Consider the following 14223-nt stretch of genomic DNA (forward strand, 5'->3'; position numbering starts at 1 on the left):
AGAAAAAGGCCGCATGAAAGAGCAAAGAAACCGGCACCTTTTCGAGACAAGTCCAATCGGGGACCGTGACATGGCTGCGCCGCCCGGGATTGCGGGCGTGGCTGGCCACGCGCTTGCCGCGATGGAAGACTTCCACAGCCGTCTGAGTGATCCGAAGATCGACCAATTGGCGGATCAGGCCAAAGGGGACCGAGTACCAGCACCCGTCCGCCTCTATATGATAGTCTGGCGCGACACGGGCCCGTCTCCAGCGGGCGAAGACATAAGGCTCGGCAGGTAGCGGCAGCAGGTTCGGGCGGTCCAGCGTGGCAAAGAGATCGGCGCGGCTGGCCCCGTAATCGCGCATGATCCGCGTGTTCAGATCGTCGAGCAAGGGCCGGATCGCCGCGTTCAGCTCGGCCAGCGAGAAGAACCGCCGGTTCCGCAACCGTGCGAGTATCCAGCGCTGCGACACCTGCACAGCGACTTCCACCTTCGCCTTATCGCGCGGCTTGCGCACGCGCGCGGGCAGGATCGCCGTGCCATAGTGCTCTGCCATCTCGGCATAGGTCCGGTTCAGCCCGGGATCGTGGCGGTCAGGCTTGATCACAGCGGACTTCAGGTTGTCAGGAACCACCGCCTTGGGCACGCCGCCGAGATAGCGGAACATACGGGTATGCGCGCCGATCCAGTCTTCCAGCCCTTCGGAGGCGACGGCTTCGGCGTAGGTGTAGCTCGAGGCACCCATCGCCGCGACGAACAGCTTCGCGGCATGCACCTCACCGGTATCGGGATCGACGACGTCGACCGTGTCGCCGGCAAAATCCACGAAAACTTTCTCGCCCCCGACATGCGTCTGCCGCATGCCTGGCCGCACGCGCCCCTTCCAGGCGTCGAAATGCGTACAGTACCAAGTATAGCCGAAACCGTCAGGGTGCTGCGCACGGTATTCCTGCCACAGCAGCATTCGGGTCACCCCGCGCCTGCGCAACTCCTTGTCGATCAACGACCAGTCGGGAACAGGCCGGTCCGGGTCCGGCACGGTCGGGGACGCCGGAAACAGCAACAACTCAAGACTGTCGTCGTCCAGGTCATCCGGCAGCGGCCAGCTCAGCCCCGCCTCCCGGGCACGTCTCAAATACGCCCCGACGCTCCCCTTCCCAAGCCCCAGAGAGGTGGCAATCGCCCGCTCGCTCAGCCCTTGGGCAAACTTCAATCGCAATACGTCCCGTATACGGCGCATGGTCAGACGTCCTGTCGGCATTCGGCCCCTCCTGTTGATCAGGAGGGGGAGTATCCTCAGTTCGTCGACCAGTTCTGCCCATGATCCCGCGAAATCACTGCCCGTCATGGCGTGAAATCGGTGCCCGACTTCCCGTGAAACGGGTGCCCACGATCAGATGAAATCAGTGCCCTCGATCACGCGAAACGCGCACCTTGATGCCGGTGCTGTCGATCAGCATGTGCAGTGGCCCCTTGGACCCGCGATAGGGGATGTTGACGGCCAGGGTCTTCTGACGACGGGACAGCGTGCTGAAGTTGGGCGCCGTCCAGTCGAGCCCAACCAGCCGCAGCAGGCTTTCGACGAACCCGGTTGTCTGCCGGAGCGCCATCCCGAACAGCACATTCATCGTCAGGCACGTCTGGATGGCGGCATCACTGTAGCTCTGTTGGCGGCCACGCCTGCCTGTTGGCGCGCCATCCCAGCTCATCTCTTGGTCGAACCAGATCGTCAGCGAGCCCCGGCGCTTGAGCGCTTGGTTATAAGCTGGCCAGTACTTGGTCCTGTAGGTTGGTGGTGTCGGTCTGCTCATGCATCCCAGCTACCACGCTGGATTCACACAATGAACCCCTCACCCGATTTGTGCAACATGTATAACCGCCCCATGCGCAAGAGGGTTTGTGAACTAATTTGGCGCGTCACCGGGTGCTGACATGTATCCGGCCTCAGTTGCGGCCATCTTCATGCCGCGGGCCCGCATGGTGTTCGAAGATCGGATCCAGATCAAAGCCGCGTGCTCGGAGGCACTCTGTTGCACCCTGGTTCTTCCGATCCCGTCTCACGACTATTGCGCCAAGCTGCTCCTTGCCCTCTTACGCTCCGACGTCCTCGCGACTGACGGACGGCTTACGCCGCCGCAGCCGGAGCCTTGTAGACGCCACCCCGAACCATCAAAGCCCAGACGATCCGCGCCATCTTGTTCGCCAGCGCGACCCGCACCAGCATCGGCGGCTTGCGCGTCAACATCCCGCCCAGCCAGGTTCCCGGCCGGGCCGCGGCATGGACATGGCGTTTGATGATGACGCTGTTGGCGCCAATGATCAGGAGGCGCCGCAAAGACCGTTCGCCCATCCTTGTCGTGGCTCCAAGGCGCTGCTTGCCGCCTGTGGAATGCTGACGGGGTGTGAGGCCGAGCCAAGCGGCAAAATCGCGCGCCTTGCGGAACGCCTCGGGGGGCGGAGCCAGGACTGCGATGGCCATGGCAATCAGGGGACCTATCCCCGGGACTGTCATCAGCCGCTGCGCCACCTCATTCTCCTGGGAACACCGGGCGATCTCGGCATCGAGCTTGCCGATCTCCGTCTCAGATGGGCGGGGGTCGCGACCAGCACCTTGAGCGTGGGGATGGCATCGGCAGGCAGACCGCCTTCCGGATCTTCCACAATGGCAATCAGCTTCGACACATTAGCCGCGCCCTGCGGCACGATCTTTCCGAACTCGCCCAAATGCCCGCGCAGGGCATTGATGGCCTGGGTTCTCTGCCGGATCAGCAACTCGCGGATGCGAAAGACCATTGCAGCGCCCTGGGTCTCCTCGCTCTTCACCGGCACGAAGCGCATCGTCGGGCGCTGCGCCGCCTCGCAGATTGCTTCGGCATCGGCCATGTCATTCTTCTGGCGCTTCACGAATGGCTTCACGTAGGCGGGTGGGATCAGCCGCACCTCATGCCCGATCTTTCCGATCTCACGCCCCCAGAAATGGGCGCCGCCAAAGGCTTCCATCGCGACTACGCAGGCCGGAAGCTGTCCGAAGAATGCCAGGACCTGGTCTCTTCTCAGCTTCTTGCGCAGCACCGCCCGGCCCGCAGCGTCGGCCCCGTGGACCTGAAACACATTCTTCGCCAGATCAAGCCCAACCGTGATAATCTCCGACATGACCGTCCTCCTATGTGGATCAATGCAGACCCACCTTGGCACATCGATGCCGTCGGGGGGCGGTCACATCATCAAAAACAATATGATATGAAGGTGTAGTGGCGGAGGGAATGGGCCTGAAAGACAACCTCCTCCAATTTTAATGCATTGATTGTATTATATTTTGTTGAACACGATCTCAGATCGTGCTTGGAAAGCATTGGTTTGGCGCATTCTTATGCCGTCAGGTGTCAGCGGAGGTTGACGTCCACACCGTCCCTGGGGCCCGAATGCGCTCGGCGTTGTCGTCTATGATGAGGGACGATCAGTCTGCCGTTCTGTACGCAAAAATTGATCTGCTGCGCGGTTATGTGCGTAAAGCAAAGAAAATGGCCCGAATAGCAGAAGGTTCGCCCTATCTGCGGCGGCTGGACGACAACTGGCAGCTCACTAATTTCGAGGGACTCCCCATGCTTCAAGTCGCGCTTCTCTATACTGCAACCGCCGCGGTGTTTATCGCTCTGGATGCGATAGGAATCCGGCTTCTCATCCGGCCGGTGTTCGAGCGCAATGTCGGCCATCTTCTTGCCGATCCGCTGCGGCTTGGTCCGGCAGCGCTGTTCTATCTGGGATATATCGCCGGGCTTGTGTGGCTGGTTTCCTGGCCCGCGCTGAAGGGCAACGATCCCCTACAGGCGTTGATCGGAGGCATGGTCATCGGGCTAATGTGTTATGGTACCTATGAGATGACCAATTACGCCACGCTCGCCGACTGGTCGTGGGAGCAGGTCATCATCGATGGATTGTGGGGCATGCTCCTGACCGGATTTTCAGCCTGGATTGGCGTTCTGGCACTTTCGGGGCGATTTAACTGAACGATCAGCCCAAGCGTCGCAACAGGCGCAGCGAGAGCGCATAAGGCAAGGCACGCACCAGCTTCATCACCCAGGTGAAGCGGCGCGGGAAATGGATCTCGAATCCCCGCCGCTGCATCCCGCGCAGCACCGCCTCTGCCGCCTGCTCGGGGGTGATGCTTGCGGGCATGGCAAAGTCGTTTCTTGCTGTCAATCTGGTCTGGACGAAGCCAGGGCAGACCAGCCGCACGTCCACGCGCGGTGCCAGTTCGACCGCAAGCGTTTCGGCCAGGTTGTTCACCGCAGCCTTGGTCGCTGAATAGGGCTGCCCCCCCGGCAGACCGATATAGCCCGCAACCGAGCCGAACAGCACCAACTGTCCACCGTCGCGCAGCAGCGGGGGGCATTGGCGGGCGACCTCGATCATGCCCAGGATATTGACCCGCACCATCGCCTCGGCTTGGGCTGGGTCGATGTCGGCGACGCGACCGGGATCATAAAGCGCGGCGGTGCAGATGATCGCATCGAGCGGCGCCTCAAGCGCAAGCCGCTTCACCACCGCTGCCAGCGTTTCGGGTTGTCCCAGATCCAGCGGCAGGGCCTGCGCACCGCCGCATTCCGTGGCCACCACCCCCAGCGCGTCACCATCGCGGGCGGAAAGGATCAGCTGCGCCCCTTGCCCAGCCAGCGCCCGGGCAAGTGCAGCACCGATCCCGGCGCTGGCACCAATGATCCAGATGCGGCGGCCTGCATGACCCATCCTTCAAATCCGGAAGATCGGCTGCAACAGCCGCGGGATCAGCGCGCGAAAGCGCAGGGGCGCATCGGTTGCCGCCAGGCAGATGCAAGGCTCGCCTGGGCCGGCCACGGGTTGGTGGTCGATCTCGTCATGCGCCACTTCTACGTCGCCGCGATGAAATGCGCCCGCACTGTCGGAAAAGCTGCCTTGCAGCACCAGCGTCAGTTCCTGCCCGCTATGCCCGTGTTCGGGCACGGCCTTGCCCGGCGGGATATACAACAACCGCAGCGAGCCTTCACGATCGGTGGTCAGGATCTGCTGGCGGATGCCACCGCCCAACATGCGCCAGTGCGGCGGCCTTCCGCCCAATTCGTTCATCACAGCCGAGGGAAACGGGCCAGAGGCGCGAGGGGGCGGTTTCGGCGCCGGTGCTTCCAGTGACGCCATCATACGGTCTCGTGCATCGGCGCGCAGGTTTGCACCCTCTGCACCCAGCAAAAACGCACCGCCGATCATGTCTGCCGCCTCGTGGCGGGCGCGGCATTGGTCGCAAAGTGACAGATGCGCAGCCACGACCACGCCGAAGGCATGTGGCAAGGTTCCGGCGCGATACGCGTCAAGCATGTCGTCGGGGATGTGGTGGCGGATGGCGGTCATGGTGCTATCTTCTTCAGCTCGTGCCGGAGGCGTTCAAGGCCAAGGCGGATGCGGGACTTGATGGTGCCAAGCGGCAAGCCCGTCATTTCACTGATACGGCTATGGGGAACGTCGTCGAAATAGGCGGCGCGCAGCGCCTCGACCTGTTCGGGAGCGAGTCGCGCAAGTGCCTCGGCCAGGTGGCGCGCCTCCTGCTGCAGAGCGATGATCTGGTCTGCGTCGGGTTCCTGGCTCTCAAGCTCGGGCATCTCGTCGGGTTGTGCCAGCGGGCGGCGGCGCGCCATGTCGATGCGCCGGTTCCGGGCAATGCCATAGATCCAACCGGCCGCGTCGGCGCGATGCGGGTCAAACTGCCCTGCCTTGTGCCAGACCGCAAGCATCACATCCTGCACCACATCCTCGGCAGTGCCGTCGCGCAGCCCGCCGCGCAGCATCATCGCCTTGATCCTTGGGGCAAAATGGTCAAAGAGCCGTCCGAACGCCGCGCGGTCACGGCTGTCGCGGACAGCGATCAAATCTCGACTCAATTCGGAAAGATCACCCATCGGCTGTTGACTCACAACTGTGGCAACCACGGCACCTCTATCGACCAGTGGCGGTGCCATCGGACTGAGCTTTCTATAAGTGCAAGGCTCGACAGGTGCAAATGCAGTGTTCATGCCATGCAATACGGGTAACAAGGCGTAGCAGATCATTCTTACGGCAATTTTTCGGTTTGATTGATCCAAGGCCAGGTTCCACGCGTAAGCTTGTCAAAGAGTTAGTGGAGTCCAGATGCCTTTTGACATCACCAACGGCGCGCCGCAGCGAATTGCCATCGTCGGCGGGGGCATATCGGGCCTGGCTTGCGCATGGGTTCTGTCGCGCCACCATCATGTTACGTTATACGAAGAAGCGATCCGGTTTGGCGGCCATGCGCGCACGGTTCTTGCCGGCAAGCGGGGCGATCAGCCGGTCGATACCGGGTTCATCGTGTTCAACCATGTCAATTACCCGCATCTGACGGCGATGTTTCGCGACCTTGACGTGCCAATCGCCAAAAGCGACATGAGCTTTGGCGTCTCGCTGGACGCTGGCGGGGTGGAATATGCGCTGCGGTCCGGCAATGCGCTGTTCGGCCAGCGCCGCAATATCGTGGACCCGCGCTTTCACCTGATGATCCGCGACATCCTGCGCTTCAATGCCGGGGCCGAGGCCAAAGTGGCGGCAGCGCCCGAGATGACCATCGCCGCCCTGATCGCGCGGATGCGTCTGGGTGCACGATTTCGCGACCATTACCTTTATCCGTTCTGCGGGGCGATCTGGTCCACGCCCGATCATGACATCGGGGCCTTCCCGGCCCGTGCGATGGTGCGGTTCATGCGCAACCACGGGCTATTGTCGCGCGGCCAGCATCACCCGTGGTGGACGGTGGACGGTGGCTCGATCTCCTATGTCGAGCGCCTGTTGGCGGCGCTGGTGCAGGCCGGAGTCGATCTGCGCCCCGGCACTTCCGTGGGGGCGGTCACGCGCAGCGGCGAGACCGTCACCCTGCGCGCCAAAGGGGCAGAGGCCGAAAGTTTCGATCATGTCATCCTTGCAACCCATGCCGATCAGGCGCTCGCGATGCTGAGTGATGCTGACGGGACCGAACAGGCCGCCCTTTCGGCAATCCGGTTCCAGCCCAACCACGCTGTCCTTCACGCAGACCCATCCGTGATGCCGCGCCGCCGCAGATGTTGGAGTTCATGGGTCAGCCGGGGCGATACCGGGCGAGCGGGTGTGGCCGTCACCTATTGGATGAACAGGCTGCAGAATATCGCGGACGACGATCCGCTGTTTGTCACGCTGAACGCGGGTGACGGGATTGACCCGCGTTTGATCTACGATCAGGTAACCTTCCGTCATCCGGTCTTTGATCTTACGGCGTTGGACGCTCAGGCGCGGATTGCCGCGATGCAGGGCAATCGCAACACCTGGTTTGCTGGAGCATGGCTGCGCAACGGCTTTCACGAAGACGGCTTTGCCAGCGCCATGCGCATCGCGCGGCGGTTGCTGCCTGTGGCGGTGCTGCCATGACCCTCGCCGCGCGGCTTGAGGCGGGTGAGGTGCTGGCGATGCCCGCGCTGGTGACCCATGCCCGGCGCGGAGCCCTGCGCCACACATTCCGTACCCATGCCGATCATCTGCTGCTGGCGCCTGAACATTTTCACCCGCCCCGGCTGATGGGGCATAACAGGTTTGGCCTGATCGCCTTTTACGACTCTGACCACGGCGGCCCGCGTGGCGCGGGCACCGGCGCCCACTGGGCCTGGGCGCAGTTCGGCGCGGCCGGGATCGACCGCCGTCCGGGGCTGGTGCTGGTGCTGCTGACGCAGCCACGTTTCTTGGGCTACTGGTTCAACCCAGTCAGCTTCTGGATGCTGATCCAGGGCGACGCGCTGATCGCCGCGATTGCCGAGGTCAACAACACCTTCGGCCAACGCCACAGTTATCTGCTGGCCCGCCCCGACCTTGCGCCGATTACCGCAGAAACGGAACTGACCGCGCGCAAGGTGTTTCATGTCTCGCCCTTTCAGGACGTGGCGGGGGAGTATCATTTCCGCTTTGCTCTGCACCCCGACCGCATCGCCATCCGCATCGCACAACAGGACGGCGCGGGCGGCATCGACACCGCCATGACAGGGTGCCTGGTGCCGCTGACCACCCTCGGGGTTATTGCAACAAGTTTTCGCCGGCCGGGCGGTGCGCTGCGGGTGATTGCCCAGATCTATTGGCACGCGCTGCGCCTGAAACTCAAAGGCGCTGCCTATCGCCGCGTTCCCACCCCACCCGATCAGGAAATCTGTCGATGAGCCTTGCGACACGCTCCCTCAAGTCCCGCTTTCTTTCCGCCCTTGAAGGGATCGGCGATGGCATCCTGACCCTTACCACGCCCGAGGGCACGCGCCACCGCTTTGGCAGCGCCGGCCCCGAGGCGGACTTGCAGATCCGCGACTGGCGGCTACTTCCGCGTCTGGCGCTTCGCGGCGATGTGGGCTTGGGCGAAGGCTGGATCGCCGGCGAGTGGCACAGCGAGACGCTGGAGGGGACGCTGTCGCTGGCCCTGCGCAACCTTGGCCTTAGGGCCGGTTGGGGAAAGCCGGGGCGGCTTCAGGCCATGCGAATGCGGCTGGTCGACCGGCTGATGCGGTCAAACAGCCTGCGCGGATCGCGGCGCAATATCCGCGCGCATTACGATGTGGGAAACGAGTTCTACCAGTTGTGGCTTGATCCCGGCATGACCTATTCCTCGGCACTGTTTGGTGAAGGCGATGATCTGCCGCGCGCGCAGGCCCGCAAGAACGCGCGCATCCTGGCGCAACTGACACCGGGCGAAAGCCTGCTGGAAATCGGCTGCGGCTGGGGCGGGTTCGCCGAAGCTGCTGCGGATCACGGCCATGACGTGACCGCGATCACGCTGTCGCCCTCGCAAAAGGGCTATGCCGATGCCCGGCTGGATGGCCGCGCCGAGGTGCGGCTTCAGGATTACCGTCAGGTGACGGGCAGCTTTGACAACATCGTGTCGATCGAGATGATCGAGGCAGTGGGAGAACGCTATTGGCCGACATATTTCGCCACCCTCAAGGCGCGGCTGGCACCGGGTGGGCGGGCGGTCTTGCAGGCGATCACCGTGCCGGATGCCGAGTTTTCGGTTTATCGCCGCCGCTCGGATTTCATCCGTCAGCATGTCTTTCCCGGCGGCATGCTGCCCTGTTCCGCCATCATCGTCCATGAGGCCGCAAAGGCCGGGCTGCGCGTCCAAGACAGCCGCGCTTTCGGCCCGGATTATGCCCGCACCTGCCGGATCTGGTGCGAGAGGATGATGCAACAGCGCCCGCGCATCGAGCGGCTTGGCTATGGTGACGCGTTCCTGCGCGGCTGGCAGTTCTATCTGGAGGGCTGCGCCGCTGCCTTTGCCACGGGGCGCTGCGATGTGGTGCAGGTGACGCTTGACCACGCGGATGCGGCGGCTTGAATGACGGCGCCCGGCATCTTCTGGCTGACCCGTGATTTTCGTCTGCATGACAACCCCGCGCTTCAGGCCGCCATTGCCGATGGTCCACTGCTGCCGGTTTTCATCATCGACCGGCTGACCATGACGCAGGGCGCGGCCAGCCGCTGGCGGCTGATGCGCGCGCTGCAATCGCTGGATGCGACACTTCGGCAACGCACCGGCGGCAAGGGCATCACGATCCTGCGCGGCGAGGCGGATGAGATCCTGCCACCGTTGATGAAGCGGCTGGGAGTGCGCAGGCTGCACCAGTCCGACTGGCCCACATCCGAAATGCGGACGCTGCAAGGCCGCATGCGGGCAGCCCTGCGGCCTGCGGGTGCCGAGCTGGTCCTGCATCCGGGCCATCTTCTGGTGCACCCCCGGGCGATCCGAACAGGCAATGGGGGCGCCTATCGGGTCTATTCCCCCTTTGCGCGGGCAGTGCGGCAGCTCGGCCCCGATCGGCCCGCCGCTGACGCGCCGCGGCGGATCACAGCTTGCACCGAGCCGCTTCAGGGGCTTGATCCACTGAAATTGGATCTCGCTCCGGACCTGCACCGTGGCCGCGCCGCCTTGGAGCAGTTTGCCCCGCCTGCGGGCGAAGGCGCCGCGCTTGCCCGGCTGGACGACTTTCTCGACCGAGCCTCTGCCTATCCCGGCGGGCGTGATCGCCCCGATCTCGACGCGACATCCGGCCTCTCCGATCATCTTGCGGTGGGAGAAGTCAGTCCACGCGTGGTCTGGGCTAGAGCCATGCTGAAGGCCGAGGTGTCGCCCGAACACGCAGCCGGCATCGGCAAGTTCCTGTCCGAAGTGATCTGGCGCGACTTTTCCTGGCATCTGCTGATCGAGTTCCCGCAGATGCCGGTTGCCTGCTGCCGCCCCGAATGGGAGGGCTTTCCCTGGCGCAAAGACGCCCCCGAGCTGATCGGCTGGCAGCGGGCGGAAACCGGGGTGGCGCTGGTCGATGCCGGATTGCGCCAGATGTGGTTGACGGGCCGGATGCACAACCGCCTGGACGACGTCCGGTACTGACCCGGGCGATCTTCCCAGCAACAATTTTTTCGACCACCACCCGGCAGCATGGAAAACCAGCACTCGGCCACCCCCGGGATGGGTGGCAAGCCCACAGACGCGCTCAGCGGGCCGTAAGCGGGCGTGTCGGTCGTCGGCGGACTGTGGGGGCGACGGAAAGGGGCGGTAGGCGGCCTGCGGGCCGCTCCGGGCCTCCCAGCCCCTTCCCCCTTGGGTCCCTTCCGGGGGATCGGGTCTCTGCGGGGCCGCCGCCGCGCGAAATCTCAGTATTTTTTCAGAGTTCAAAACGCCACTGGACTAGACTCTCGCAGCCCATCCGCCCGGCTGCGTGAAAGAGGGTAAATGGCTGATCTTGTTTACAAATGGTCCGAAACGCAGGCGCGAGATGCGCGCCGTAAATACGCTGATTTAGTCCGCTCGCAATGCACACAAGCATCCCGAAAAGTAGATCGAACAGATCGCTGCGTCGATGGAGCGGTTTGGCCGGGCATCGAGGTGCTGACGATGGCCGAGCTTCTTTCAACCCCGGATACAACGCCGGATATCTCTGTCAGCTTCAGGGATCTTTCGACTATTCTCTACACCTCTGGCACCACCGGCAGGTCGAAGGGCGTGATGATAGCACATTTGAACGGGACGGTGATCGCGGCAGGCAAGGACAAGCGCGTCTGGGTCGGCAAGCACCCCGACAAGCCCGACGCGATCAAGGCGAAACCCCTGCCCGAGGCCTTCACCGCCGGCTTCTTCACCGCCGACTGAGGCATTGACGCGCCCCACCTTTCGGGGCGCGCGCCCTCCCTTTCAAGGACAAGACCATGACCCGCCTTCTCGACCTGTCCGTTTCCCTGCGCGCCGGTATCCCGTCCGACCCGCCGCATATGCTGCCTCAGATCGACTATTCCGGCCATGACAAGGGGGCCGAGGAATTCATGATGCTCTTCCCCGGCCTGAAGGCCGAGGATCTGCCCGGCGCCGCCGGGGCCGCGATCGAGAAGGTCAGCATGACCACCCATAACGGCACCCATCTGGATGCGCCCTGGCATTTCCACCCGACGATGGACGGCGGCGCGCGCGCGATCACCATCGACGAGGTGCCGCTGGAATGGTGTTTCAGCGACGCGGTGAAGCTGGATTTTCGCGGCAAGCCGGACGGATATGTCTGCACGGCTGACGACGTCCGGTCGGAACTCGACCGCATTGGATACCACCTGAAGCCATTTGACATCGTTCTGATGAACACCGCTGCCGGGGCTGCTTATGGCCAGTCAGATTACCTTGACAAGGGCTGCGGTTTCGGGCGCGAGGCGACCCTTTTCCTGACCGAACAGGGCGTGAAGATCACCGGCACTGACGCCTGGAGTTGGGACGCGCCCTTCCGCTACACCCGCGAGCGTTTCGAGGAAAGCCGCGATGCGTCGATGATATGGGAAGGCCACAAGGCTGGGATGATCCGTGGCTACTGCCATATCGAGAAGCTCGCCAACCTCGATCTGCTTCCCGATCACGGCTTCAAGATCAGCTGCTTCCCCGTGAAAGTCGAAAAAGCTTCCGCCGGCTGGGTCCGTGCGGTCGCACATCTTGACTGACATTGATCGGCCTCACGACGACGGCCGTAAATTCCGCAAAGTCAGAGCGTTATCGGGCCAAGTTGAGCTTTACCCCGCGTGATCAATCCATAGCGGAGCGACCCCATATCCGCCAGGCGACCGCCAAGCTGATCGCCATACCAATCAACCGACGGTCGGCCAATCGCGATAAGGTCAAGTGACCTGCCGCGATCAGTCGCCGATCCGCACCGGCTGGCCGTTCGAAGCCGCCATGGCGTGGATGACCCGCTCGATCTGCAGACCTGCGGCGAAATCCGGGCCGGTCGGGGCGCCGCCGGCAATCGCCTGCACGAGGTCGCGGCATTCGACCACCTTCTGTTCGTTGAAGCCGAAATTATGACCCGGCGCCGGGCAGAAATCGGCAAAATCGGGCTGATCGGGGCCGGTCAGGTGACGGGTGAAGCCGGCATCGCCCGTGCGGTGAAGCCAAAGCTCGTTCATGTTTTCCTGATCGAAGACCAGGCTGCCCTCGGTGCCATGGACTTCCCATTGCAGCCGGCATTTGCGGCCACGCGCCACGCGCGAGGTGGCGAAGGACCCCTGCGCGCCCGAGGCGAAGCGGATCAGCGCCAGGGCGCTGTCTTCGTTCTCGACCGGGCGCGGGCCTTCGGGCGAGGGGCGCTCGGGCACCGCGATCTGGGTCATGGCGGTGACCTCGGCCACCGGACCCATCAGCGCGGTCATCTGACTCACGAGGTGGCAGCCCAGATCGCCCAGGACGCCCAGCCCACCGCCTTCGTGAGTCATCCGCCATGACCAGGGGAGGTTCGGGTCGGCGGAATAGTCTTCGTCATAGACACCCCGGAAGGCCAGAGGTCGACCGATCACGCCATTGGCGACCATATCCCGCGCTGCCTGAAAGGCGGGGCTGCGCAGGTAGTTATAGCCCAGCATGGTGACCTGACCGGGATGCGCGGCGGCCAGATCGGCCATGGATTGCGCATCCTCCAGCGTCAGTGCCATCGGCTTTTCCAGCCAGACATGCTTGCCGACGCGCAAGGCGGCCTCGGCCATGGGGCGGTGCATGCCGTTAGGCGTGGTGATCGAGACCACGTCGACCGCCGGATCGGCAACCGCCGCCTGCCAGTCCTCGCTGCCACGGGCAAAGCCGAATTGCGCGGCGAAATCCCGCGCCTTCTCGGCCGGCATGTCGCAGAGGATTTCCAGCCGTGGATGGGCACCGACGAAGACCGTGGCGACATTGCGCCAGGCCATGGCATGGCATTTGCCCATGAAACCGGTGCCGATCAGCGCGACACCCAGAGGCCGGGTCGGCATGTGATGAGCCATGTCATCTTCCTTCCTGTTACAGCTGCGGTTCTGCATGACCGGCGGGAATGCCCGCCGATCTCTCGATCACTTGCGCATGTCAGCGCCCCGCCACATCCCAGCCGGGGCGGTCGAAGCCGGTCAGTTCCGCCAGCCGGTCGAAATCCGCCGCCGTCGCCGCGATCACGCCGAAGGGCTGGCTGTCCAATGCGGCCTCGTCATAGGAGCCAACCTTGCCGCCGGCGGCCTCGATCAGGGCATAGCCGGCCAGGCAATCCCAAAGCGACATACGCGGCTCGCAATAGCCGACCAGCCGGCCGGCGGCGACGAAGGCCAGCATCAGCGCGCCGGAGCCATAACGGACATGAGAGACCCCCTCGCGGGCGAAATCCTCGTAGAGCTTCGCCAGCCGGGCCGGATCGACGCGGTCGTTGACGCCGACGCCGAGCAGCCCGGTGCTGAGATCGAAGCGCCCCGTGACCCGCACCGCGCGCCCGTTCAGCGTTGCGCCAAGCCCGCGCCCGCCCAGATACATCTCGTCCAGAACCGGCGCATAGATGGCACCCAGAAGCGGCCCTTCGGCATCCATCAGCCCGATGCAGATGCACCAGCCGGGCATCCCGTTCAGGAAGGGCGCGGTGCCGTCGATGGGATCGACCACCCAGGTCAGCCCGGTACTGCCCGCCTGCAACCCGTATTCCTCGCCCAGAAGCGCATCGCCGGGAAATTCGGCCTGCAGGCGGGACCGGATCAGTTCCTCGACCTCGCGATCCGCGACCGAGACCATGTCGGTCAACACGCGCTTGGTCTCGATCTCCAGCTCATCGAGGCGGGCGAAATAGCTCAGCGCCAGTTCCCCCGCCGCCCGGGCCACCTTCTCGATCACGGCCAGGCGGCGGCGGCTTTCGTGTTCATCCAATGTCATGGCAGTCC

Annotated in this window: 13 protein-coding genes and 2 pseudogenes; 7 read left to right on the plus strand and 8 right to left on the minus strand. The window is 63.8% G+C overall.

Features of this window, described 5'->3' with window-relative positions; translation table 11 throughout:
• The 3 genes and pseudogenes from istA to Q0330_RS15090 form a co-directional block, all read right to left on the minus strand.
• A partial coding sequence (istA, locus tag Q0330_RS15080; RefSeq protein WP_299481172.1) for an IS21 family transposase occupies window positions 1-1243 on the minus strand: 1243 nt, incomplete at its 3' end.
• Window positions 1244-1412: 169 nt separating this feature from the next.
• Window positions 1413-1793, minus strand: a pseudogene (locus Q0330_RS15085) (IS5 family transposase); the annotation flags it as partial.
• A gap of 314 nt (window positions 1794-2107) precedes the next feature.
• A pseudogene (locus Q0330_RS15090) lies at window positions 2108-3135 on the minus strand (IS110 family transposase).
• A 293-nt stretch (window positions 3136-3428) separates the two neighbouring features.
• Here Q0330_RS15090 and Q0330_RS15095 point away from each other — a divergent pair.
• Window positions 3429-3989 carry a DUF2177 family protein gene (locus Q0330_RS15095; protein WP_366518337.1) on the plus strand — a complete coding sequence of 187 codons (561 nt, stop codon included), beginning with the start codon at window positions 3429-3431 and terminating at the stop codon, window positions 3987-3989.
• A gap of 4 nt (window positions 3990-3993) precedes the next feature.
• On the opposite strand, the gene Q0330_RS15100 is transcribed toward Q0330_RS15095, so the two are convergent.
• Genes Q0330_RS15100 through Q0330_RS15110 form a run of 3 tightly spaced genes read right to left on the minus strand, consistent with a single transcriptional unit; the run spans window position 3994 to window position 5909 of the window.
• Complete coding sequence (locus Q0330_RS15100) at window positions 3994-4728, minus strand: SDR family NAD(P)-dependent oxidoreductase (protein ID WP_299481174.1); 735 nt, start codon at window positions 4726-4728, stop codon at window positions 3994-3996.
• 3 nt (window positions 4729-4731) lie between these two features.
• Window positions 4732-5364: a ChrR family anti-sigma-E factor gene (locus tag Q0330_RS15105; RefSeq protein ID WP_299481176.1), complete on the minus strand. Its 633-nt coding sequence runs from the start codon at window positions 5362-5364 to the stop codon at window positions 4732-4734.
• Complete coding sequence (locus tag Q0330_RS15110; protein ID WP_299481178.1) at window positions 5361-5909, minus strand: sigma-70 family RNA polymerase sigma factor; 549 nt, start codon at window positions 5907-5909, stop codon at window positions 5361-5363. The genes Q0330_RS15105 and Q0330_RS15110 overlap by 4 nt, the downstream gene beginning before the upstream one ends.
• 229 nt (window positions 5910-6138) lie before the next feature.
• Between Q0330_RS15110 and Q0330_RS15115 the strand changes: the two genes are divergently transcribed.
• The 6 genes from Q0330_RS15115 to Q0330_RS15140 all read left to right on the plus strand — a co-directional run bounded on the left by Q0330_RS15115 (window position 6139) and on the right by Q0330_RS15140 (window position 12000).
• A complete protein-coding gene (locus Q0330_RS15115; protein WP_299481181.1) occupies window positions 6139-7422 on the plus strand; it encodes an FAD-dependent oxidoreductase in 1284 nt (427 codons plus the stop codon).
• Window positions 7419-8198: a DUF1365 domain-containing protein gene (locus Q0330_RS15120; RefSeq protein ID WP_299481184.1), complete on the plus strand. Its 780-nt coding sequence runs from the start codon at window positions 7419-7421 to the stop codon at window positions 8196-8198. Before Q0330_RS15115 ends, Q0330_RS15120 begins: the two co-directional genes overlap by 4 nt.
• Window positions 8195-9361 carry a cyclopropane-fatty-acyl-phospholipid synthase family protein gene (locus Q0330_RS15125; protein ID WP_299481187.1) on the plus strand — a complete coding sequence of 389 codons (1167 nt, stop codon included), beginning with the start codon at window positions 8195-8197 and terminating at the stop codon, window positions 9359-9361. Before Q0330_RS15120 ends, Q0330_RS15125 begins: the two co-directional genes overlap by 4 nt.
• Window positions 9362-10414, plus strand: coding sequence for a deoxyribodipyrimidine photo-lyase (locus tag Q0330_RS15130; protein WP_299481190.1), 1053 nt, complete (start codon window positions 9362-9364; stop codon window positions 10412-10414).
• 342 nt (window positions 10415-10756) lie between these two features.
• On the plus strand, window positions 10757-11173 hold the full coding sequence (locus tag Q0330_RS15135; protein WP_299481193.1) for an AMP-binding protein: 417 nt from the start codon (window positions 10757-10759) through the stop codon (window positions 11171-11173).
• A gap of 56 nt (window positions 11174-11229) precedes the next feature.
• A complete protein-coding gene (locus Q0330_RS15140; RefSeq protein ID WP_299481196.1) occupies window positions 11230-12000 on the plus strand; it encodes a cyclase family protein in 771 nt (256 codons plus the stop codon).
• 192 nt (window positions 12001-12192) lie between these two features.
• On the opposite strand, the gene Q0330_RS15145 is transcribed toward Q0330_RS15140, so the two are convergent.
• Entirely contained in the window at window positions 12193-13311 is a 1119-nt protein-coding gene (locus Q0330_RS15145; RefSeq protein ID WP_299481199.1) for a Gfo/Idh/MocA family oxidoreductase, read from the minus strand.
• Window positions 13312-13390: 79 nt separating this feature from the next.
• The gene (locus Q0330_RS15150; RefSeq protein ID WP_299481202.1) at window positions 13391-14215 is read right to left on the minus strand and encodes an inositol monophosphatase; all 825 of its coding nucleotides are present in this window, start codon (window positions 14213-14215) and stop codon (window positions 13391-13393) included.
• Between the last annotated feature and the right edge of the window lie 8 nt (window positions 14216-14223).

It is taken from the genome of uncultured Paracoccus sp. (genome assembly GCF_937873615.1).
In the GTDB taxonomy this organism is placed as follows: Bacteria; Pseudomonadota; Alphaproteobacteria; order Rhodobacterales; family Rhodobacteraceae; genus Paracoccus.